Consider the following 21,429-nt stretch of genomic DNA (forward strand, 5'->3'; position numbering starts at 1 on the left):
TTAGTCAAATTATACCCGATTAATCAAGGTGGGCTCCCCTATAATAAATTACAGGAATAGACTGTCTGCACGAAAGAGGTAAAAAAGGATCGATAATGGAAGAAAGCAGCATTTTGCTTCAGTTGAAAAATGTCGCCTGGCAGGCGGGGGCGACGCAGGTTCTCAATAACATCTGTTTTAATCTCCATGCCGGAGAATTTAAGCTGATTACCGGCCAGTCCGGCTGCGGTAAAAGTACGTTACTGAAAATTGTGGCGTCGTTAATTAGTCCGAGTTCCGGTGAAATCCTTTTTGAGGGCAAGGAGATATCAACGCTTAAGCCTGAAGCTTATCGCCAGCAGGTCTCTTATTGCGCGCAAACGCCCGCTTTGTTCGGTGATACCGTCTACGACAACCTCATTTTCCCCTGGCAAATTCGCGATAAACGCCCGGAACCGGAGGTATTTCTGGAAGATCTGGCCCGTTTTGAGCTGCCCGAGAGCATCCTCAAAAAAGGGATCAATGAACTGTCTGGCGGCGAAAAGCAGCGCGTCTCGTTAATTCGTAATTTACAGTTTCTGCCAAAAATCCTGCTGCTTGATGAAATCACCAGCGCGCTGGATGAGTCCAACAAACGTAACGTGAATGAATTAATTCACCACTATGTTCGCGATAAGAATATTGCCGTGCTGTGGGTGACGCACGACAAAGATGAGATTAATCATGCGGATAATGTCATAACGCTTCAACCGCACGCCGGAGAAATGCAGGAAGTCAGCAATGAATGAGCATAATATTACCAATGAATCACTGGCGTTAGCGATGATGCTGGTGGTGGTCGCCATACTGATCAGTAACAAAGAAAAACTGGCGCTGGAAAAAGATATTCTCTGGAGCGTTTGCCGGGCGGTGGTTCAGCTTATTATCGTCGGCTATGTACTGAAATATATTTTCGGCGTCAATCACAGCATTCTGACCTTATTGATGGTGCTGTTTATCTGTTTTAACGCCGCATATAACGCGCAAAAACGCAGTAAATATATTGATAACGCTTTTCTCTCGTCGTTTATTGCCATTACGGTTGGGGCGGGGTTGACGCTGTCGGTACTGGTGTTGTCCGGCTCTATTGAGTTCACGCCGATGCAGGTGATCCCGATTTCCGGGATGATTGCAGGTAATGCAATGGTGGCGGTGGGGTTGTGTTACAACAATCTGGGGCAGCGGTTTAACAGTGAACAGCAGCAAATCCAGGAAAAGCTCAGCCTCGGTGCGACGCCGAAGGTTGCCTCCGCGCCGCTGATTCGCGACAGCATTCGCGCCTCGCTGATCCCGACGATCGATTCAGCGAAGACCGTGGGGTTGGTGAGTTTACCGGGGATGATGTCCGGATTGATCTTTGCAGGTATTGATCCGGTAAAAGCGATTAAGTATCAGATTATGGTGACGTTTATGCTGCTTTCGACCGCCAGCCTGTCAACCATTATTGCCTGCTACCTGACCTATCGGAAGTTCTATAATTCACGCCACCAATTAGTCGTAACGCATTTGAAGAAGACGTGATGTGATGCCGGAGGGAGCGGTATTTGTTGAATTTCCAGGCCCGATAAGCGCAAGCACCATCGGGCCAAATCAAACGGATTAGTACAGCAGCGCGTACAGCTGGCGGCGGTATTTCGAAGCCAGCGCATCGCCGGTTCCCAGTGCGGCAAGGATCTCCTGGAAGGTCTTACGCGCCTGACCGTCGGCAGCCGTAAGATCTTTCTTCAGGTGGCTGAACAGCAATTCCAGCGATTCTTCGTTACGTCCAACCTGATGGAGTTGGATGGCTAATTGCGTGGCCAGCGCAGCATCCTGCGGGTTGCTGGCAACCTGTTGCTGCAACTGTTGGATTTCCGGCGTATCCGCCGCCTGCTTCAGCAGTTCAATCTGTGCCACCAGCCCCTGATAACGGGTATCCTGATCCTGCAATGGAATTGTTTTCAGCACAGCTTCGGCATCGTCAGAACGATTGAGGGCGATTTGCGTTTCCGCCAGCAGCAGGCCGATTTCGCTGCTCTGGTTGGAGAGTTGCCAGGCTTCTTTCAGCAGCGGCAGCGCATCCGCGTGATTACCCGCTTCGATAAACTCGATAGCCTGGCGTGCTTTCAGCTCTTCTTCGCTCGGCAGCACTTTCTCCAGCAGCGCACGAATAACCTCTTCCGGCTGCGGACCCTGGAAACCATCTACCGGCTGACCGTTCTGGAACAGATAAACCGTAGGGATCGCGCGCAGACCAAACTGGGAGGCGATCATCTGTTCGGCGTCGCAGTCGAGTTTAGCGAGAATAAACTGACCATTATACTGGGCGGCAAGGCTCTCCAGCACCGGCGTTAATTGCAGACAATGCTGGCTGCGCTCAGACCAAAAATAGAACAGGACCGGCGTGGTCATCGACTGTTCAAGGGTCTGCTGCAGGTTCGATTCATTAATATTAACAATATTCTGTGTGGACATGGAGTTACTCTCTTTTGTCGATTTCTTGTTACATGGGGGCTGACGCGCGAGCTTCAACTCAACCCTGTAAAATTTTGTCCATTATGCGGCCTGGCAGCAGGCGTTTAAGCAGCATAACTGCCCAGGTCACCAGCGTAACCGGATAACGTAGCTTCGGTTTGTCGCTCTCAAATGCGTGACGCACTTTGGCGACAACCGCTTGTGGTTCCAGCGTAAATCGCGCGGCAATGCCGGGGTTTTCGACGGGGGCATCGCTCTGCGTCTGGTTAACGTTTTCGGTAAAGCGGGTGCGGATGGGGCCAGGTTCAATCAGGCTGACCTTAATCCCACTGTGACGCAGCTCCATACGCAGCGCGTCGGACCAGGCTTCCAGCGCATATTTACTGGCGGCATAGGCACCACGTCCCGGCGTTGAGATCAATCCCATTACCGAGGAGGTCATCACGATGCGCCCTTCGCCGTGAGGTTGCATGGCGGGCAACAGGCGCATGGTAAGCTGATGTGCGCCAAAGAAGTTGGCGGAAAACTGCTGCTCCATCTGCTCACGGCTAATCGTGGGCAGTGGGCCGTAGACGCCGTATCCGGCGTTGTTAAAGATCCCATATAAACGATTATCGGTCAGGGCGATCACCTCATCGGCGGCGCGATCCACGCTTTCGGGTGAATCCAGATCCAGCAATACGCCGGTGAATCCCATGCTGTTCATACGCGCGACATCGTCAGGTTTGCGGCAGCCAGCCAGAATTTGAAAACCCTGGCGCTTTAGCTCAAGTGCGCTTTCCAGGCCGATTCCGCTGGAACATCCTGTTATTAAGACCGATTTTTGCATAACTTTACCTGTCGGGATCTCCGTTGAATTACGAGTCGTGATTAACTAGAGGAGTGAGATGTTGCGCCATCCAGTCGGCAATAAACGGCTGGGCGTCACGATTAGGATGAATACCATCATCCTGCATCCACTGGGGTTTCAGATAAACCTCTTCCATAAAAAAGGGCAGCAGAGGGATATCAAACTCTTTGGCGAGCTTTGGATAAATCGCGCTAAAGGTTTCATTATAACGGCGACCGTAGTTTGCCGGCAGACGAATTTGCATTAATAGCGGTTCGGCATTTGCCGCTTTCACGTCCTGCAAAATCGTGCGCAGGGTTTGTTCGGTTTGCGCAGGCGCAAAGCCGCGCAGGCCATCGTTGCCGCCAAGTTCGACCAGTACCCAACGCGGCTGGTGCTGCTTGAGTAATGCAGGCAGACGGGCCAGGCCCTGCTGCGAGGTGTCGCCGCTAATGCTGGCATTCACCACTGGCGTTTTGGTTTGCCATTTATCATTAAGTAGCGCAGGCCACGCGGCGCTGGCGGACATACGGTATCCGGCGCTCAGGCTGTCACCCAGAATTAATAACGTGTCCGCAGCGGCGGCGCGGAAAGTTAACAGGACCAGGAACAGGAAAGGCCAATGCCAGCGGAAAACATTGTTGAAGTTCATCATCTTAAGAAATCCGTCGGTCAGGGTGATCATGAGCTATCCATCCTTACCGGAGTTGAACTGGTTGTCAAACGCGCCGAGACCATTGCGCTGATTGGCGAGTCGGGTTCGGGGAAATCCACGTTGCTGGCGATCCTCGCCGGGCTGGACGATGGTTCCAGCGGTGAAGTGAGTCTGGTGGGGCAGGCGCTACATACCATGGATGAAGAAGCCCGGGCGCAGTTGCGGGCAAAACATGTGGGATTCGTTTTCCAGTCATTCATGTTAATCCCGACCCTGAACGCACTGGAAAACGTCGAACTGCCCGCGCTGTTGCGTGGTGAAAACAGCGGAAAAAGCCGCGACGGGGCAAAAACGCTGCTCGAGCAACTTGGGCTGGGAAAACGTCTGGATCATTTTCCGGCCCAGCTTTCCGGCGGGGAACAGCAGCGCGTGGCGCTGGCGCGGGCATTTAACGGGCGTCCGGATGTGCTGTTTGCCGATGAGCCGACAGGCAACCTCGATCGCCAGACCGGAGACAAAATAGCCGACCTGTTGTTTTCTCTGAACCGGGAACACGGCACCACCCTGATTCTGGTGACGCATGACCCGCAGTTGGCGGCGCGTTGCGACAGGCGCTTACGTCTGGTGAATGGACAGTTGCAGGAGGAGGCATGATTGCACGCTGGTTCTGGCGCGAATGGCGCTCGCCTTCACTACTGATTGTCTGGCTGGCGCTGAGCCTGGCGGTGGCCTGCGTTCTGGCGCTGGGGAATATCAGCGACCGTATGGAAAAAGGGTTGAGCCAGCAAAGCCGCGAGTTTATGGCGGGCGATCGGTCGTTGCAAAGTTCGCGTACCGTGCCGAAAGCGTGGATTGACGAGGCGCGGCAGCAGGGTTTGAAAGTCGGCGAGCAACTGACTTTTGCGACCATGACTTTTGCCCATGACACGCCGCAACTGGCGAACGTCAAAGCGGTAGATGACGTGTATCCGATGTACGGCACGTTACAAACTAATCCACCGGGGTTGAAACCGCAGCCGGGCATGGTGTTGCTGGCCCCGCGCCTGATGGCGCTGCTCAATCTAAAAATCGGTGATTCTATTGACGTCGGTGATGCCACGCTGCGCATCGCTGGAGAAGTGGTGCAGGAGCCGGACTCCGGTTTTAATCCGTTCCAGATAGCACCGCGCCTGATGATGAGCATGGCTGATGTCGAAAAAACGGCGGCGGTCCAGCCGGGAAGCCGCGTGACCTGGCGCTATAAATTTGGCGGAACGCCGCAGCAACTGGACGCGTACGAAAAATGGCTGTTGCCGCAGCTAAAGCCTGAACAGCGCTGGTACGGGCTGGAGCAGGATGAAGGCGCGCTGGGGAAATCTCTGGAGCGTTCGCAACAGTTCCTGCTGTTGTCGGCGCTGTTAACGCTGCTGCTGGCGGTCGCCGCGGTTGCTGTGGCGATGAGCCATTATTGCCGCAGCCGTTACGATCTGGTGGCTATACTGAAAACCCTCGGCGCGGGCAGAGCGCAACTGCGTAGGCTGATTGTTGGTCAATGGATGATGGTGCTGGCGCTGTCTGGTGTTACCGGTGGGCTTTTTGGGCTGTTGTTTGAGCACGCATTGGTGGTGTTACTCAAGCCGGTCCTGCCCGGCGAGCTGCCGCCCGCCAGCCCCTGGCCGTGGCTGTGGGCCTTAGGCACTATGACGGTTATTTCGCTGTTGGTCGGGTTGCGTCCTTATCGGCTACTGCTGGCGACGCAGCCGCTACGTGTGTTACGCCGTGACGTGGTGGCAAACGTCTGGCCGCTGAAGTTTTATTTGCCGGTAGTATTGGTCGTTGTGGTCGTCCTGCTCGCTGGACTGATGGGGGGAAGCCTGCTGTTATGGGCCGTGCTGGCCGGGGCGGTGGTACTGGCGCTGGTGTGCGGCGTGCTTGGCTGGATGCTGCTCAACGTGCTGCGTGGTCTGACGCTCACCTCGCTGCCGTTACGTTTGGCGGTCAGTCGACTGTTGCGCCAGCCGTGGTCAACGCTCAGCCAGCTGTCGGCATTTTCACTTTCCTTTATGCTGCTGGCGTTGCTGCTGGTGCTGCGTGGCGATCTGCTCGACCGTTGGCAGCAGCAAATGCCGCCAGAAAGTCCCAATTATTTCTTGATCAACATTGCCAGTGAGCAGGTTGTACCGCTGAAGTCATTCTTGTCGGAACATCAGGTGATCCCGGAATCGTTCTATCCGATTGTACGGGCGCGTCTGACAGCCATTAACGATAAGCCGACCGAAGGCAATCAGGATGAGGCGCTTAACCGTGAGCTTAATCTGACCTGGCAGGATACCCGACCAGATCATAACCCGATAACTGCCGGAAGCTGGCCGCCAAAAGCGGGTGAAGTATCGATGGAAGAAGGGTTGGCGAAGCGGTTAAACGTGAAGCTCGGCGATCGGGTGACCTTTATGGGCGATACCCAGGATTTCAGCGCCACGGTCAGCAGCCTGCGTAAAGTGGACTGGGAAAGCCTGCGGCCTAACTTCTTCTTTATTTTCCCTTCCGGGGCGCTGGACGATCAGCCCCAGAGCTGGTTAACCAGCTTTCGTTGGGAGAACGGCAACGGCATGTTGACGCAGCTTAACCGCGAATTCCCGACCATCAGCCTGCTGGATATAGGCGCCATCCTCAAACAGGTGGGCCAGGTGCTGGAGCAGGTAAGTAGGGCGCTGGAGGTGATGGTGGTGCTGGTTACCGCCTGCGGCATGTTGTTGCTGTTGGCGCAGGTTCAGGTGGGGATGCGTCAACGTCATCAGGAACTGGTGGTCTGGCGCACGCTGGGAGCAGGCAAGAAATTGCTGCGTACTACGCTGTGGTGCGAGTTCGCCATGCTCGGGATGGTCGCCGGGCTGGTGGCGGCCATCGGTGCGGAAACCGCGCTGGCGGTATTGCAAACCCGCGTATTTGATTTCCCGTGGGAGCCGGACTGGCGGCTGTGGGTTGTGTTGCCGCTTTGTGGGGCATTGCTCCTCTCTCTATGCGGCGGATGGCTCGGTTCACGTCTGCTAAAAGGTAAAGCGCTGTTCCGTCAGTTCAGTAGTTAATTCCTGTCAGTGATGATTACGCACCGGTTTTTAAATCGGTGCGTTTTTTTATCTATGTAGCACAAATTGATAACTCCTTGATATTTAACAGCACAGAACAATAAAAACCCGACAACACGAGTGTATTAATAAACGTTAATATTTGTATGCTGAATAATTGGCAGGCTATCTATCAAGGTACAAATAATGACTATAAAAAAAACGGCGCTGGCGGTATCGATCGGCGCAGCAGTGGCATTAACGACTTTCGCTTCCCAGGCGGAAATCACGGTCCTGAAACAAGATCCGCAGGCGGGCGATCCGCTAAGCCGTCTTAACTTCACCGTCGGCGGTAGTATTCGTCCGCAGTTCCAGAATATGGCCGGTGACGATGGTAAGAATGGCTACAAACGTAATGGTTTCGACGGCGGGACCCGTTTCCGCTTCGCCGCAGACTACTATCTGTTTGATGACATCAGTTGGGTGAGCTACTACGAGCTGGGCGTTAACTTCCCGGCCATGTTCAACTGGGATAATCACTACGCTGACGGCGCCAACGACACCACGCGTCGTATGCTGTACACCGGTCTGAAGAGCGCGACCTGGGGTACGCTGACCTTCGGTCAACAGAACAGCATTTACTATGACGTGGTCGGGGCGAAAACGGATATCTGGGACTACGATATGATCGGTCAGGCGCCAGGTAACGGTATCAATGGCGACTATGACGGTTCCTATCGTACACGTAAATCGCTGAAGTATAAGAAAACGGTGGGTGATGTTGATCTCTATGCATCTTATTTGTTCAGCGATGATTACAACCCGAACAACGGCCTGCGCTACAAGCGTAAAGGCGGCGGCTCGTTGGGTGTGGATTATCACATCACTGATGACCTGACCTGGGGCACCGCGTGGAACTATACCCGTGCGGAAATGCGCGGCGACGGCAACAAAACCTACGATCAAAACATCGTCGGTACCGCACTGAGCTGGAAACCGGATAACTGGACCTTCTCAATGGGCGGCGGCTGGTATCAAAACTTCATGACCACCAAAAAAGTTTCGGTTAATGACTACTTTGCCGGTGATGCGTGGGGTCTGGAATACTTCGCAGGTTACACCTTCCCGGTTGGTCAGTATGCGCTGAAATCTGTTCAGCCTTACTTTATGGGAGATCGCATCGAGTACGTGAATGGTCGTAACTATCTGCGTACCGACAACGGTGTAGGTATCAGCTTCCAGCTGGATTACGGTTTCCGTGTGGATTACGAACACGTCTTTACCTCCAGCACCGACAACCTAGGCGATATGAACCTGGTGCGTCTGCGTTACGACTTCTAAGTCAATTTCCCTTCCAAAGCCGGGTAACCAGGGCGTTATCCGGTTTTTTTACTCTCCCTTGCCGAAAAACGCATAAGCACCTTCCTTGCACATTCAACGACATACTTCGCAACATCATGAAATAATTTCAAGGACAGCGGGTTGTGATCTGTGTCATGTTAGAAATCTGCCTGTTATCAGGCCAACGAGAACAACGCCGCATGAACGGCGTGAGACATGACACCACAACGTTAAAATGGAGAAAATATGGGATTGCGTCAGAGTTTACGCGTTGCGACCGGGGCGCTGTTACTGGCCTGCGGTTTACAATTTGCTCATGCGAACAGTGACCCGCATACCATCGTGTTTGGCGTCGCGCCTGGGCCGTACGGCGATATGGTGAAACAGGCCATTGCCCCTACGCTGAAAGAGAAAGGTTACAAGGTGGTGGTGCGCGAATTCAGCGACTACGTGCAGCCGAATATGGCGCTTTCCAACGGCAGCATTGATGCCAACCTGTTCCAGCACTCGCTCTATTTTGACAAATTCACCGCCGATAAAGGGCTAAAGCTGAGCAAGCTGATTGTGGTCCCGACGGCCGGGATGGGGTTTTACTCGCACAAAATCAAAAGCCTGGATGAGTTGAAAAAAGGGGATGTGATCACGCTGTCCAACGATCCGACCAACCTGGCCCGCGGTCTGCGTTTCCTGCAATCCATTGGCCTTATCACCATCAAAGACAATATCGATCCTACGAAAGCCTCCGAGCGCGATATCGCCAGCAACCCGAAAGGGCTGGTGTTTAAACCCTTGGAAGCAGCACAACTACCGCGCACTTTGGACGGTGTGACCGGCGCGCTGGTCAACGGTAACTTTGCCGTGGCGGCAAAACTGGATCTTTCCAGCGCCATCAAGCAAGAGCATCTGGACGAAAATCTGAAAAATATCATTGCGGTACGCAGTGAAGATGCGGATAAACCGTTCGCGAAAGATATTGTTGAAGCGGTGAAGTCCCCGGCGTATCGCGCGGTGATCGACGATCCGCAAAACATCTACAGCGCCTTCCAGAAACCGGAATGGATGTCGGCAGCCCAATAATCGCTGCATGCAAGGGTTAACAGGGGCAGCGGCGACTGCCCTTTTCGCATTTCTGAGGTGGATATGATTGAGATAGAAAAGGTTTGCGTGGATTTTACCGCAGGCCGTGGACCCTCAACCCGGGCGGTTGATGATGTCAGCTTGCACATTGGCGCGGGCGAGATATTTGGTATTGTCGGAACCAGCGGCGCGGGGAAAAGTACGCTACTGCGCACCTTGAACGCCTTAACCCGTCCGAGCCAGGGAAGCGTGAAGGTGAACGGCGTAGAAATTTCTGCGCTGGAAGGCACTCAGTTACGTAAAGCGCGCCAGCGTATTGGCATGATTTTCCAGCACTTTAATCTGATGCATACCCGCACCGTGGCGCAAAACGTCGCCTTTAGTCTGAAAGCTGCCGGATGGGAACGCAGCAAGATTGCTCCACGCGTCAAGGAGATTCTGGCGCTGGTCGGACTGTCTGATAAGGCGAACCGTTTTCCGGTTCAGCTCAGCGGTGGTCAGAAGCAGCGCGTGGGCATTGCCCGTGCGATTGCCAATCATCCGGATGTGTTGCTGTGTGATGAACCCACTTCCGCGTTAGATCTCGAAACCTCGGCCACGATTCTGGCGTTGCTTAAGCAGATCAATCAACAGTTGGGGATCACGATCGTGCTGATCACTCACGAGATGAACGTGATCAAATCGATTTGCGATCGCGTGGCGGTGATGTCAGGCGGCAAGGTGGTGGAGTCCGGTGAGGTGTTTGACGTTTTTGCTCACCCGCAGCACGCCTTTACTCAACAACTGGTGTCGCATACCCTCAATCTGACGCTACCTGAACGTCTGCGCCAGCATCTGCCCGGCCAGTTGCTGAAAATTCTTTTTATCGGCGATTCGGCGGAACAGCCTGTGCTGTCAGAAGTTGCGGTTAAGTTTGGCGTGGCGGTGAACATTCTGCACGGCAAAATTGAATATATCGGCGAACGCGCGCTGGGGATTCTGGTGGTGCAACTGACCGCGCCGCATAACCCTTCTGCGGTGGATATCGCCGTGGAACATATTCGTCAACGTACTGCTCAAGTGGAGGTGATTCGTGGATGATTTATTGCCTGATTTGACGCTGGCGTTTAATGAAACCTTCCAGATGTTGAGCATCTCAACGGTGCTGGCGATTATTGGCGGTTTGCCGCTCGGTTTTCTTATTTTCGTCACCGACCGGCATTTATTCTGGCAGAACCGTTTTGTGTATCTGCTCAGCTCCGTGCTGGTGAATATTATCCGCTCGGTACCGTTTGTGATCCTGCTGGTGCTGCTGCTACCGCTCACCCAGTTTTTGCTCGGGAACACCATCGGGCCGATTGCGGCATCGGTCCCGCTCTCGGTGGCGGCGATCGCTTTTTATGCCCGGCTGGTGGATAGCGCGCTACGTGAAGTGGATAAAGGCATTATTGAGGCGGCGGAAGCTTTTGGCGCCAGCCCGATGCGCATCATTTGCACCGTTCTGTTACCTGAGGCGAGCGCGGGACTGCTGCGTGGGCTGACGATCACGCTGGTGAGCCTGATCGGTTACTCCGCGATGGCCGGGATTGTCGGCGGCGGTGGGGTAGGTGACCTGGCGATTCGCTTTGGTTATTACCGCTATGAAACCCAGGTCATGATCGTCACCGTTGTCGCGCTGATTATTCTGGTGCAGGTCGTCCAGGTGCTGGGCGACTGGCTGGCAAAACGCGCGGATAAGCGCGACAGACATTGATCACTACGCGTTAAGCCATCCGGCAACGTCGTGCCATGTGCCGCGAAAGACGATTTTCGCGGCTTTCTTTTCCAGTTGATAGCGATACATCGGATCATAATACTCGTTGAGTAACGGCACCAGCCAGCCCATGTGAGCGTCGGTACTGCCCGTCGACTGCTGTTCGCGCAGAGCCACGTCAAGCAGGGCGGTCAGCTCGGCAAAACGCTGTAATCCCAGACGACGGCGAATAGCGAACAGGCCGTGGTGCAGATACTCACTGTATTCCTCCCAGCCCTGGCTCTCACCATAAGCCTGGGTAAAATCGTGGTGCATGCGCACGAAATACTCCTCGCGCAGGCGCTCCAGACGAAGCTCAAAAGGATCGTCCACCACCGCAATGGATGCCTCGGTCATGCGCTCGCGCAGGCATTCGGGCAGATGGTTAGCACCGATCATCCGGCCTTCATCTTCCAGCACCCACTGGCGCAAATCCTGTCGGCTGTCCGTTTTGAGCATTTCGACCGCCAGCAGGTTTTCAAAACTCGCCTGGCTTAGCTGCGGTTCCACGGTACGTCCAAACGAGGAACCACGATGGTGCGCCAGTCCTTCGAGATCCACGCCGTTCGGCTGCTGTTGTACCAGTTGCGTTTTACCGTTCCCGGTACAGCCGCCAATTAAGACGATCGGTTTTTGCACCAATTCTTCCGTTATCCGTATGACCGCCTGGCGCAGAGCCTTATAACCGCCCTGTATCAGCGGATAGTCAACGCCGGACTCGTGCAGCCATTGCTGCACAATATGTGAACGCTGACCGCCTCGCGCGCAGCATAAATATCCTTTTGGGTGTTGACGACAGGCATCCTGCCAGGCGTTCATGCGCTGTTGGCGGGTTTCACCCGAGACCAGTTGATGGCCCAATTCGAGCGCAGCCTCAGGCCCCTGACGTTTATAACAGGTACCGACTGCGGCGCGTTCGTCATCGTTCATTAAGGGGAGATTGACCGCGCCCGGCATCGCGCCTTGTTGAAATTCGACGGGGGCGCGTACATCGATAATAGGCGTACCGGCGAGCAGAATCGCGCGATAGTCCTGTGCTGTTTGTGTGTCTTGCATAGTAAAAAACGAAACCTCAAATCATCTTGCGTATCATTTTACGCGCCAAAGAGCAGGATGACTTGATTTTCAATCGCGTGCATTGTTGAAAATTGCTAAAAATCCGGCGATTTCTGGTTTTCGTTGCGTAAATAACGTCACAATATCTTCCACAGCCTTACCTGCGCCAAACTTATGCCAGGCGAGACTTAAGGGCGAAGGGGGGCGCATGGTAGGAATAATGCTACTGACCAGTTGCCCGTTATCAAGCAATGGCTGGCACAGCGGTTGCGGAACAAAGCCGATACCCACCCCAGCAAGATGCGCCGCAATCTTGGTTTCCATGTCCGGGACAATAATCTCTTTTTGACCGGGAAGCCGCCACGCGACCCGTTTGGTCAGGGTGCGCGCACTGTCTTCAATGTTGATCGCCGGAAAACGGCGCAACTGCGCTTCCGTTAATGGACCACTGACGCCTGCCAATGGATGATTCGCCGACATAACAAACCGCCACTGAACAGACCCCAAAGGATCGAGGGTAAAGGTGTTGGCCATTGGTTCAGTACCCGTGACGCCGATGGCCAAAGAGAATCCTTCATATAGCAGTGAATCCCAGACGCCCATATAGATTTGCCGGGAAAAGTGAAACTGAGTAAAGGGATAGCGGGCGTTAAGCCAGGATAACAGGCGAGCGACGGCTTGCGGGCTATACAGCAGGTTGTTGACCACGATATTCACCTGCCGCTCTACGCCGTCGTTCACTTGCTGTAATTCGCTGGGCATGCTGTCCAGCCAGGCGAGCCAGTCTTTTGCCTGAGAAAGAAGATGCGAGCCCGCGGCGGTTAACGTAACGCTGCGGGTGGTGCGAAAGAACAGAGCAACCCCGGTATTTTCTTCCAGAAGCTTAATGCGATAGCTGATGGTGGCCGTGGTTTTACACAAGCGATCCGCCGCCCTGGAGAAGCTCCCTGTTTCGGCTACGCCAATAAAAGTACGCAGTGTTTCTGGATCAAACATCGTCAGCTACTCCCTGAATGCTCTTCCGCAAGCCTGATTTCTTGTTCTCTGATTTATAAGTATTTTTACATAATGGCCTTGTTTAAATTGTGGTCTAAATCGAATTTTGGAAAAATATTCCAACTTTTGTGTTGATGTTAAATCCCGAAGGTTTTAGATTGCATGATATTGAAGCCGCTAAGAGTTCTGGCTGCGGTTCAGAGGAATTCAGTTACAAGGAAAAGATGATGAAACTTGAGGTATTACCGTTAAATCAGCACACGTTCAGCGCCTATGGCGATGTCATAGAAACCCATAAACGTGACTTTTTTCATATCAATGATGGGTTGGTTGAACGTTATCACGATCTGGCTAATGTGGAGATCCTTGAGCAGGACCGTACGCTCATCAGCATTAACCGCGCGCAACCGGCAACGATGCCTATTATTGTGCATGAACTGGAGCGCCACCCGCTGGGCACCCAGGCATTTATGCCCATGAAGGGCGAAGCGTTTGTGGTGATTGTCGCGCTTGGTGAGGACAAACCCGATCTTTCCACCTTAAAAGCCTTTATCACCAATGGTCAACAGGGTGTGAATTACCACCGAAACGTCTGGCATCATCCGCTGTTTGCCTGGCAAACCGTGACCGATTTTCTGACGGTCGATCGTGGTGGTAGCGATAATTGCGATGTTGAACGTATCCCGGCACATGAACTCTGTTTTGCGTGACGCTATTGGCCTTCTTGCTTAATATGAGCATATTGTTCATTGTTTATGCTCATATTTTGGGCCGGAGTAAATGTAGTGGAGACGGAAGTAAGACGGCGCGGCAGGCCTGGACAGACGGAGCCGGTTGCGCAGAAAGGCGCTCAGGCGCTCGAAAGAGGCATTGCGATTTTGCAGTATCTCGAAAGAAGTGGGGGGAGTTCGTCAGTCAGCGATATTTCCGGCAGTCTGGATTTACCGCTCTCCACGACTTTTCGCCTGCTAAAGGTTTTACAGGGTGCTGATTTTGTCTATCAGGACAGTCAGTTAGGTTGGTGGCACATCGGTTTAGGCGTCTTCAATGTGGGCTCCGCGTATATTCATAATCGCGACGTCCTGTCGGTAGCCGGACCGTTTATGCACCGATTAATGCTGCTGTCAGGCGAAACGGTGAATGTCGCGATTCGTAATGGCACTGAAGCGGTGCTGATTGGCCAGAAGGAGTGCAAATCGATGGTCAGGATGTGTGCACCTTTGGGCAGCCGTATGCCGTTGCATGCTTCCGGCGCGGGGAAAGCACTGCTTTATCCGCTGATGGAAGAAGAGTTAATGGACATTGTCGTGAAAACGGGTTTGCAGCAGTTTACGCCGAATACGTTGGTGGATTTTCCTACTCTGCTGCGTAATCTGGAACAGGCGCGCGAGAATGGCTATATCGTTGATCACGAAGAACATGTTGTTGGATTGAATTGCATCGCTTCGGCTATCTATGACGATGCAGGCAGTGTAGTGGCTGCCATCTCTATTTCGGGGCCCGCATCCAGACTGACGGAAGATCGTTTTATTAGTCAGGGGGAGCTGGTACGGGATACAGCACGAGATATCAGTACGGCGCTTGGGTTAAAAGCACCCGTAGCTTAAGTCGCAACCCGCTCAGAGGAGCGGGACTTTTTTGGATTTTTTCAAAGTTGGAAAAATTTTCCAATAAATAGAGGTAGAAAGAAAATGGCAAAAATGAGAGCCGTTGACGCGGCAATGTATGTGCTGGAAAAAGAAGGTATCACCACCGCATTTGGCGTGCCTGGAGCGGCAATCAACCCGTTCTATTCCGCAATGCGTAATCACGGCGGCATCCGTCACATTCTGGCTCGCCACGTTGAAGGCGCCTCCCATATGGCGGAAGGTTATACGCGTGCCACAGCAGGCAACATTGGCGTCTGCCTTGGCACTTCTGGCCCGGCAGGAACTGACATGATCACTGCACTGTATTCCGCCTCTGCCGACTCTATTCCTATTTTATGTATCACTGGTCAGGCGCCTCGTGCCCGCCTGCATAAGGAAGATTTTCAGGCTGTCGATATTGAATCTATCGCTAAACCAGTCAGCAAAATGGCGGTAACGGTACGTGAAGCGGCACTGCTGCCTCGGGTTTTACAGCAGGCATTCCATGTCATGCGCTCAGGTCGCCCTGGCCCGGTGCTGATCGATTTGCCTTTTGATGTCCAGGTTGAAGAAATCGAATTCGATCCCGACATGTATGAGCCTTTGCCAGTATACAAACCTGCCGCCAGCCGCAAGCAAATTGAGAGAGCGCTGGAAATGCTGATCCAGGCGGAACGTCCGGTCATCGTCGCAGGGGGCGGGGTGATTAATGCTGATGCTTCCGCACTGCTGCAACGTTTTGCGGAGCTGACCCATGTACCGGTTATCCCCACGTTGATGGGCTGGGGATGTATCCCTGACGATCATGAGTTAATGGCCGGCATGGTAGGGCTACAAACCGCACACCGCTACGGAAATGCCACGCTGCTTGCTTCTGATATGGTGTTCGGTATTGGTAACCGTTTTGCTAACCGTCACACTGGCTCCGTCTCGAAGTACACTGAAGGGCGCAAAATCATTCATATCGACATTGAACCGACGCAAATTGGCCGTGTTCTGTGCCCGGATTTAGGTATTGTTTCTGATGCCAAAGCCGCGCTGACCTTGTTGATTGACGTCGCTCAGGAAATGCAGAAAGCCGGACGTTTACCTTGCCGGAATACCTGGGTTGCTGAATGCCAACAGCGTAAGCGGACGTTACTGCGTAAAACCCACTTCGACAATGTCCCGGTGAAACCGCAGCGTGTCTACGAAGAGATGAATAAAGCCTTTGGTCGCGACGTTTGCTACGTCACCACCATCGGATTATCACAAATTGCCGCTGCGCAAATGCTGCATGTGTTCAAAGAGCGTCACTGGATCAACTGCGGTCAGGCTGGCCCTCTCGGCTGGACGCTGCCTGCTGCATTAGGGGTTTGTGTTGCCGATCCAACACGCAACGTCGTCGGGATTTCGGGGGATTTTGACTTCCAATTCCTGATTGAAGAACTGGCGGTGGGCGCGCAATTCAACATTCCTTACATCCATGTGCTGGTCAACAACGCCTATCTGGGCCTGATTCGTCAATCGCAGCGTGCTTTTGATATGGATTACTGCGTCCAACTGGCGTTTGAAAATATCAACTCCAGCGAAGTAAACGGCTATGGCGTCGATCACGTCAAAGTGGCAGAAGGATTAGGTTGTAAGGCCATTCGCGTCTTCAAACCTGAAGATCTCGCTCCGGCGTTTGAACAAGCCAAAGTCCTGATGGCGCAGTATCGTGTTCCGGTTGTTGTCGAAGTGATCCTTGAGCGAGTGACCAATATCTCGATGGGTAGCGAACTGGATAACGTGACCGAGTTTGAAGAGGTTGCAGACGGTGCAGTTGATGCGCCAACCGAAACCTGTTTTATGAAATATGAATAGAGGAGGTGACAGATGTTACGGTTCTCAGCCAATCTTTCCATGCTGTTTCTGGAATACAGTTTTCTTGAGCGTTTCGACAAAGCGGCGCAAGCGGGGTTTCGTGGCGTAGAGTTTATGTTTCCCTACGATTACGACATTGACGTATTAAAGGAAAAACTGCTGACCAACAAGCTGGAGCATACGTTGCATAATCTCCCCGCCGGAGATTGGGCGTCGGGTGAACGCGGTATCGCCTGTATTCCGGGTCGCGAAGAAGAGTTTCGTGATGGTGTAGCGGCGGCTATTCGCTATGCAAAGGGGCTGGGCAATACAAAAATCAATTGCCTGGTAGGTAAAACACCGGCGGGTTTTTCGGCTGAACAGATCCAGCAAACGCTGGTGGAAAATCTGCGCTATGCGGCCAACATGTTAGCGCAAGAAGATATTTTATTGCTGATTGAGCCGATCAACCATTTTGATATTCCTGGTTTCTATCTCACCGGTACGCATCAGGCGTTAGCGTTAATTGATAGCGTCGGATGCAATAATATCAAAATTCAGTATGACATTTATCATATGCAGCGCATGGAAGGGGAGTTAACCCAAACCATGACCACGTGGGCAAATAAAATAGGTCATTTGCAAATTGCAGATAACCCTCGTCGCGGAGAGCCAGGGACCGGGGAAATCAATTATGACTTTATTTTTAAGTTTATTGATAAATCAGGTTATGACGGGTGGGTAGGTTGCGAATATAAGCCGCTGACGACCACCGAAGCGGGATTATCGTGGATTAATCAGTATCGATAATTTGTAAGTAATTTCAGGCAACACTATTTTTTCCACTCTGTTGGAAGGGAATCGTTTTGCCTGAATTCAGGAATACCGACAGATATAAAAGAGGTTGCAAATGAAACTGGGATTTATTGGCCTGGGTATTATGGGATCGCCAATGGCGATTAATTTGGCTCGCGCCGGACATCAATTACATGTCACGACCATTGGACCGGTGGCTGAAGAGTTGCTGTCACTGGGGGCGGTTAATGTTGAAACTGCGCGTCAGGTGACTGATTTTGCAGATATTATTTTCATCATGGTGCCGGATACGCCGCAGGTTGAAGAAGTGCTTTTTGGTGAACACGGATGCGCTAAAACCACATTGCAGGGAAAAACCATTGTCGATATGAGTTCTATTTCTCCTATCGAAACTAAGCGTTTTGCTCAGCAGGTTAATGAACTCGGCGGGGATTACCTGGATGCGCCCGTGTCCGGTGGAGAAATTGGCGCTCGCGAAGGGACGCTGTCCATTATGGTTGGCGGTGAACCTGATGTATTTGAAAGGGTTAAACCGCTCTTTGATATTCTGGGAAAAAATATCACCCTGGTGGGTGGAAATGGTGATGGCCAAACCTGTAAAGTCGCTAACCAAATTATCGTTGCCTTAAATATTGAAGCCGTTTCTGAAGCGCTGGTATTTGCCTCTAAAGCGGGTGCGGATCCGGTTCGCGTGCGTCAGGCATTAATGGGCGGATTTGCCTCATCTCGTATTCTGGAAGTACATGGTGAGCGCATGATTAAACGCACTTTTGATCCCGGTTTCAAAATTGCATTGCATCAAAAAGATCTCAACCTTGCATTACAAAGTGCCAAGGCGCTCTCTTTGAATTTGCCTAATACGGCAACCTGTCAGGAGTTATTTAATACCTGTGCCGCGAATGGTGGAAGCCAGTTGGATCACTCGGCAATGGTTCAGGCTCTGGAATTAATGGCTAATCATAAATTGTCATGATCGTTGGTATCGCTGCAATCCTGCAGCGATACATTCTAATCAGACACACTTTGGAAAGGTGCATGTCATGAGTGAAAAAAATACATCCGGTATTGAATACTGGAAGAAGATCGTCGTCGTAATGAGTCTGGGTTGGGTAGCGATATGGATTTATCGCACCGTATTAACCCCTATTTATCCTGAGATTCAGGCTTCCCTGGGCAATGTCAGCAATGCTGAAATTGGCGCCATCGCCAGTTTCTATTTTTTCGCCTATTGCAGCATGCAAATTCCCTGCGGAATTTTGGTCGATAAGCTTGGCCAGAAAATTATGCTGATGTGTGGGTTTACGCTCTTTATTATTGGTACGCTCAGTATCGCAAAAGCCACTGGACTGGTGATGATCTATGCCGGTTCGCTGATGGCAGGAGCGGGCTGCGCCTCTTTCTTTAGTTCTGCGTATTCTCTCTCTTCGGCAAATGTCCCACAGGCTCGCCGGGCACTGGCAAACGCCATCATTAATAGCGGCTCTGCGATTGGGATGGGGATAGGTTTAATCGGCTCCAGCGTGTTGGTTAAAAGTATGAGCATGGCCTGGCAAAACGTGTTGTTTCTGGTTGCGGCTGTGTTGGTGGTGATGCTGTGCGTATTTACTTTGGTTATCCGCGGTAAGGCAAAAAGCGAAACGGCGGCGTCAGACCAAAAAACGCAGACGGCAACGATGACAGAAGAGAAAAGTCCGCCGCTGTTTTCGGGTTTGTTATGCAGCGTCTACTTCCTCTATTTCTGTACCTGTTATGGCTATTACCTGATTGTGACCTGGCTTCCGTCTTATCTGCAGACTGAAAGGGGATTTGATGGTGGCGCGATTGGCGTTGCCTCGGCTTTGGTCGCCGTGGTGGGGGTTCCCGGTGCGTTGTTCTTCAGTCATCTGTCCGATAAATTCCGTAACAGCAAAGTCAAAGTCATTCTTGGGCTGGAAATTATGGCCGCCGCAATGCTGGTGTTTACGGTGTTATCGCCGAATACCACGATGTTGATGGTCAGCCTGACCCTGTACGGTTTATTGGGAAAAATGGCGGTGGATCCCATCCTGATCTCCTTCGTGTCTGAGCAGGCGTCGGCGAAAACGCTGGGCAGAGCATTTAGCCTGTTTAACTTCTTTGGTATGAGTTCAGCCGTTATTGCGCCAACGTTAACCGGATTTATTTCCGATTTGACTGGCTCAAAAGAGATAAGCTTTGTCATCTCTGCTTGTCTGGTTGTTACCGGAACGCTTATTTTTGCCGGCGTGACGTTATATAAAAAGAAAGCAACACCAGTTACTGCTTCAGCATAAAAATATAATTAAAACTATTTGCATTACTTTATATATTGTTTTTGTTCCGCATAGCTAAACCCATTACAACGTTATCCGATACGTGACAAGAGGGATTTATGGAACATCAAAGAGATCTATACCAACAACGTGGTTATAGTGACGACTTATTACCAAAAACGGCAGCACAACGAAACTGGAAAACATTTAACTATTTTACTTTATGGATGGGGTCAGTACATAACGTACCTAATTACGTTATGGTTGGCGGGTTCTTCATTCTCGGGCTGTCCACATTCAGTATTATGTTGGCTATTATTATTAGTGCATTGTTTATTGCATTAGTCATGGTTATGAACGGCGCCGCCGGAAGTAAATACGGTGTACCTTTTGCAATGATTCTGCGTGGCTCGTATGGCGTACGTGGCGCGCTTTTCCCGGGATTATTAAGAGGCGGGATTGCTGCAATTATGTGGTTCGGTCTGCAATGTTATGCCGGATCGCTGGCTTTTCTTATTCTGATTGGCAAGATATGGCCTGGTTTTTTAACGCTGGGCGGTGATTTTACATTACTGGGGTTGTCCCTGCCGGGGTTAATCACATTTCTTATCTTTTGGCTGATTAACGTTGGTATCGGTTTTGGCGGCGGTAAAGTATTAAATAAATTTACTGCGATCCTGAATCCTTGCATTTATATCGTTTTTGGCGGAATGGCTATCTGGGCGATATCCCTGGTAGGGATTGGCCCCATTCTGGACTACATTCCGGGCGGTGTGCAAAAAGCGGGAAACAGCGGATTCCTGTTCCTGGTAGTGATTAACGCCGTGGTTGCGGTATGGGCCGCTCCGGCGGTGAGCGCCTCGGACTTTACGCAAAATGCCCACTCATTTCGTGAACAGGCGTTAGGCCAGACGCTGGGTCTTATTGTCGCGTACGTGTTATTTGCGATTGCCAGCGTGTGTATTATTGCCGGTGCCAGTATTCATTATGGAACGGATACCTGGAATGTGCTGGATATCGTACAGCGTTGGGACAGTCTGTTTGCCTCCTTCTTCGCGGTTTTGGTTATTCTGATGACCACAATCTCAACAAACGCTACGGGTAATATAATCCCGGCTGGTTATCAGATTGCCGCAATTGCGCCAACAAAACTAACATATAAAAATGGTGTATTGATTGCCAGTATTATTAGCTTACTGATTTGTCCATGGAAACTCATGGAAAATCAGAGCAGTATTTATCTGTTTCTGGATATCATTGGCGGTATGCTCGGTCCTGTTATTGGTGTTATGTTAGCGCACTATTTTGTCGTTATGCGTGGCAAGATTAATCTTGATGAATTATATACCGCTAGTGGTAATTATCAATATTATGATAATGGATTTAACCTGACGGCATTCTCCGTAACGTTAGTGGCGGTAATTCTTTCACTGGGTGGAAAGTTTATTCCATTGCTTGAGCCGTTATCGCGAGTGTCGTGGTTTGTTGGGGTTATTGTCGCATTTGTGGCATATGCCTTACTGAAAAAAAGAACGGTTGGACAACCTGCCGCAGTAGAAAAAGCAACAGGTCAGTTGTAATGAAATCAGTAAACGTAGGTGTAAGCGTGCGTTATTTATAAAAACTATCTGTATCCATACAAGGAGTTCG

General features: G+C 51.7%; 20 protein-coding genes. 15 read left to right on the forward strand and 5 right to left on the reverse strand.

What is annotated here, in order from left to right; translation table 11 throughout:
* The first annotated feature begins 95 nt into the window (after window positions 1–95).
* Both fetA and fetB read left to right on the forward strand, forming a co-directional pair.
* Window positions 96–767 (forward strand): iron ABC transporter ATP-binding protein FetA, encoded by a 672-nt coding sequence (gene fetA, locus FDW92_RS18240; RefSeq protein ID WP_042310012.1) that lies wholly within the window; start codon window positions 96–98, stop codon window positions 765–767.
* A complete protein-coding gene (gene fetB / locus FDW92_RS18245; protein WP_038638405.1) occupies window positions 760–1,539 on the forward strand; it encodes an iron export ABC transporter permease subunit FetB in 780 nt (259 codons plus the stop codon). Before fetA ends, fetB begins: the two co-directional genes overlap by 8 nt.
* 78 nt (window positions 1,540–1,617) lie before the next feature.
* Here the strand turns inward: fetB and FDW92_RS18250 are convergent, their stop codons facing one another.
* Genes FDW92_RS18250 through tesA form a run of 3 tightly spaced genes read right to left on the reverse strand, consistent with a single transcriptional unit; the run spans window position 1,618 to window position 3,956 of the window.
* The gene (locus FDW92_RS18250; protein WP_042310010.1) at window positions 1,618–2,472 is read right to left on the reverse strand and encodes a co-chaperone YbbN; all 855 of its coding nucleotides are present in this window, start codon (window positions 2,470–2,472) and stop codon (window positions 1,618–1,620) included.
* 58 nt (window positions 2,473–2,530) lie between these two features.
* On the reverse strand, window positions 2,531–3,301 hold the full coding sequence (locus FDW92_RS18255) for an SDR family oxidoreductase (RefSeq protein WP_042310009.1): 771 nt from the start codon (window positions 3,299–3,301) through the stop codon (window positions 2,531–2,533).
* Between the two features lie 28 nt (window positions 3,302–3,329).
* Window positions 3,330–3,956, reverse strand: coding sequence for a multifunctional acyl-CoA thioesterase I/protease I/lysophospholipase L1 (gene tesA, locus FDW92_RS18260; protein WP_003021850.1), 627 nt, complete (start codon window positions 3,954–3,956; stop codon window positions 3,330–3,332).
* Here tesA and ybbA point away from each other — a divergent pair.
* The 6 genes from ybbA to FDW92_RS18290 all read left to right on the forward strand — a co-directional run bounded on the left by ybbA (window position 3,924) and on the right by FDW92_RS18290 (window position 11,150).
* Window positions 3,924–4,610, forward strand: a complete 687-nt coding sequence (gene ybbA / locus FDW92_RS18265) for a putative ABC transporter ATP-binding protein YbbA (RefSeq protein WP_042310007.1) — start codon at window positions 3,924–3,926, stop codon at window positions 4,608–4,610. The genes tesA and ybbA overlap by 33 nt on opposite strands.
* Entirely contained in the window at window positions 4,607–7,021 is a 2,415-nt protein-coding gene (gene ybbP / locus FDW92_RS18270) for a putative ABC transporter permease subunit YbbP (RefSeq protein ID WP_042310005.1), read from the forward strand. The genes ybbA and ybbP overlap by 4 nt, the downstream gene beginning before the upstream one ends.
* 186 nt (window positions 7,022–7,207) lie before the next feature.
* Window positions 7,208–8,341, forward strand: a complete 1,134-nt coding sequence (locus FDW92_RS18275; protein ID WP_042310002.1) for a porin — start codon at window positions 7,208–7,210, stop codon at window positions 8,339–8,341.
* 246 nt (window positions 8,342–8,587) lie between these two features.
* Complete coding sequence (locus tag FDW92_RS18280; protein WP_038638419.1) at window positions 8,588–9,418, forward strand: MetQ/NlpA family ABC transporter substrate-binding protein; 831 nt, start codon at window positions 8,588–8,590, stop codon at window positions 9,416–9,418.
* Window positions 9,419–9,481: 63 nt separating this feature from the next.
* Window positions 9,482–10,498, forward strand: coding sequence for a virulence-associated ABC transporter ATP-binding protein SfbB (gene sfbB, locus FDW92_RS18285; RefSeq protein WP_042310001.1), 1,017 nt, complete (start codon window positions 9,482–9,484; stop codon window positions 10,496–10,498).
* Window positions 10,491–11,150 (forward strand): methionine ABC transporter permease, encoded by a 660-nt coding sequence (locus FDW92_RS18290; RefSeq protein ID WP_003831085.1) that lies wholly within the window; start codon window positions 10,491–10,493, stop codon window positions 11,148–11,150. Before sfbB ends, FDW92_RS18290 begins: the two co-directional genes overlap by 8 nt.
* A gap of 3 nt (window positions 11,151–11,153) precedes the next feature.
* On the opposite strand, the gene mnmH is transcribed toward FDW92_RS18290, so the two are convergent.
* Together mnmH and allS are read right to left on the reverse strand one after the other, a co-directional pair.
* The gene (gene mnmH / locus FDW92_RS18295; RefSeq protein WP_042309999.1) at window positions 11,154–12,245 is read right to left on the reverse strand and encodes a tRNA 2-selenouridine(34) synthase MnmH; all 1,092 of its coding nucleotides are present in this window, start codon (window positions 12,243–12,245) and stop codon (window positions 11,154–11,156) included.
* 69 nt (window positions 12,246–12,314) lie between these two features.
* Window positions 12,315–13,241, reverse strand: coding sequence for an HTH-type transcriptional activator AllS (gene allS / locus FDW92_RS18300; RefSeq protein WP_042309997.1), 927 nt, complete (start codon window positions 13,239–13,241; stop codon window positions 12,315–12,317).
* Between the two features lie 227 nt (window positions 13,242–13,468).
* Between allS and allA the strand changes: the two genes are divergently transcribed.
* From allA to FDW92_RS18335, 7 genes are all read left to right on the forward strand, one after another.
* Window positions 13,469–13,951, forward strand: coding sequence for an ureidoglycolate lyase (gene allA, locus FDW92_RS18305; protein ID WP_042309995.1), 483 nt, complete (start codon window positions 13,469–13,471; stop codon window positions 13,949–13,951).
* A 45-nt stretch (window positions 13,952–13,996) separates the two neighbouring features.
* On the forward strand, window positions 13,997–14,848 hold the full coding sequence (allR, locus tag FDW92_RS18310) for an HTH-type transcriptional repressor AllR (protein WP_042309993.1): 852 nt from the start codon (window positions 13,997–13,999) through the stop codon (window positions 14,846–14,848).
* Window positions 14,849–14,932: 84 nt separating this feature from the next.
* On the forward strand, window positions 14,933–16,714 hold the full coding sequence (gene gcl / locus FDW92_RS18315) for a glyoxylate carboligase (RefSeq protein ID WP_042309991.1): 1,782 nt from the start codon (window positions 14,933–14,935) through the stop codon (window positions 16,712–16,714).
* Between the two features lie 12 nt (window positions 16,715–16,726).
* Entirely contained in the window at window positions 16,727–17,503 is a 777-nt protein-coding gene (gene hyi / locus FDW92_RS18320) for a hydroxypyruvate isomerase (RefSeq protein ID WP_042309989.1), read from the forward strand.
* Window positions 17,504–17,603: 100 nt separating this feature from the next.
* Window positions 17,604–18,482: a 2-hydroxy-3-oxopropionate reductase gene (gene glxR, locus FDW92_RS18325; RefSeq protein ID WP_042309987.1), complete on the forward strand. Its 879-nt coding sequence runs from the start codon at window positions 17,604–17,606 to the stop codon at window positions 18,480–18,482.
* A gap of 67 nt (window positions 18,483–18,549) precedes the next feature.
* Window positions 18,550–19,800 (forward strand): MFS transporter, encoded by a 1,251-nt coding sequence (locus FDW92_RS18330; RefSeq protein ID WP_042309985.1) that lies wholly within the window; start codon window positions 18,550–18,552, stop codon window positions 19,798–19,800.
* Between the two features lie 98 nt (window positions 19,801–19,898).
* Window positions 19,899–21,359, forward strand: a complete 1,461-nt coding sequence (locus tag FDW92_RS18335; RefSeq protein ID WP_042309984.1) for a putative allantoin permease — start codon at window positions 19,899–19,901, stop codon at window positions 21,357–21,359.
* Window positions 21,360–21,429 lie beyond the last annotated feature (70 nt).

It is taken from the genome of Citrobacter sp. wls706, from assembly GCF_005281305.1.
In the GTDB taxonomy this organism is placed as follows: Bacteria; Pseudomonadota; Gammaproteobacteria; order Enterobacterales; family Enterobacteriaceae; genus Citrobacter; species Citrobacter werkmanii.

What these genes read in the sequence shown, in the direction of transcription:
- FDW92_RS18275 (WP_042310002.1), top strand. Translation starts at nt 7,208, where the DNA reads ATGACTATAAAAAAAACGGCGCTGGCGGTATCGATCGGCGCAGCAGTG.
- sfbB (WP_042310001.1), top strand. Translation starts at nt 9,482, where the DNA reads ATGATTGAGATAGAAAAGGTTTGCGTGGATTTTACCGCAGGCCGTGGA.
- FDW92_RS18335 (WP_042309984.1), top strand. Translation starts at nt 19,899, where the DNA reads ATGGAACATCAAAGAGATCTATACCAACAACGTGGTTATAGTGACGAC.
- gcl (WP_042309991.1), top strand. Translation starts at nt 14,933, where the DNA reads ATGGCAAAAATGAGAGCCGTTGACGCGGCAATGTATGTGCTGGAAAAA.
- FDW92_RS18280 (WP_038638419.1), top strand. Translation starts at nt 8,588, where the DNA reads ATGGGATTGCGTCAGAGTTTACGCGTTGCGACCGGGGCGCTGTTACTG.
- hyi (WP_042309989.1), top strand. Translation starts at nt 16,727, where the DNA reads ATGTTACGGTTCTCAGCCAATCTTTCCATGCTGTTTCTGGAATACAGT.
- glxR (WP_042309987.1), top strand. Translation starts at nt 17,604, where the DNA reads ATGAAACTGGGATTTATTGGCCTGGGTATTATGGGATCGCCAATGGCG.
- FDW92_RS18255 (WP_042310009.1), bottom strand. Translation starts at nt 3,301, where the DNA reads ATGCAAAAATCGGTCTTAATAACAGGATGTTCCAGCGGAATCGGCCTG.
- mnmH (WP_042309999.1), bottom strand. Translation starts at nt 12,245, where the DNA reads ATGCAAGACACACAAACAGCACAGGACTATCGCGCGATTCTGCTCGCC.
- fetB (WP_038638405.1), top strand. Translation starts at nt 760, where the DNA reads ATGAATGAGCATAATATTACCAATGAATCACTGGCGTTAGCGATGATG.
- tesA (WP_003021850.1), bottom strand. Translation starts at nt 3,956, where the DNA reads ATGATGAACTTCAACAATGTTTTCCGCTGGCATTGGCCTTTCCTGTTC.
- FDW92_RS18330 (WP_042309985.1), top strand. Translation starts at nt 18,550, where the DNA reads ATGAGTGAAAAAAATACATCCGGTATTGAATACTGGAAGAAGATCGTC.
- fetA (WP_042310012.1), top strand. Translation starts at nt 96, where the DNA reads ATGGAAGAAAGCAGCATTTTGCTTCAGTTGAAAAATGTCGCCTGGCAG.
- FDW92_RS18250 (WP_042310010.1), bottom strand. Translation starts at nt 2,472, where the DNA reads ATGTCCACACAGAATATTGTTAATATTAATGAATCGAACCTGCAGCAG.
- allA (WP_042309995.1), top strand. Translation starts at nt 13,469, where the DNA reads ATGAAACTTGAGGTATTACCGTTAAATCAGCACACGTTCAGCGCCTAT.
- allR (WP_042309993.1), top strand. Translation starts at nt 13,997, where the DNA reads ATGCTCATATTTTGGGCCGGAGTAAATGTAGTGGAGACGGAAGTAAGA.
- allS (WP_042309997.1), bottom strand. Translation starts at nt 13,241, where the DNA reads ATGTTTGATCCAGAAACACTGCGTACTTTTATTGGCGTAGCCGAAACA.
- ybbP (WP_042310005.1), top strand. Translation starts at nt 4,607, where the DNA reads ATGATTGCACGCTGGTTCTGGCGCGAATGGCGCTCGCCTTCACTACTG.
- ybbA (WP_042310007.1), top strand. Translation starts at nt 3,924, where the DNA reads ATGCCAGCGGAAAACATTGTTGAAGTTCATCATCTTAAGAAATCCGTC.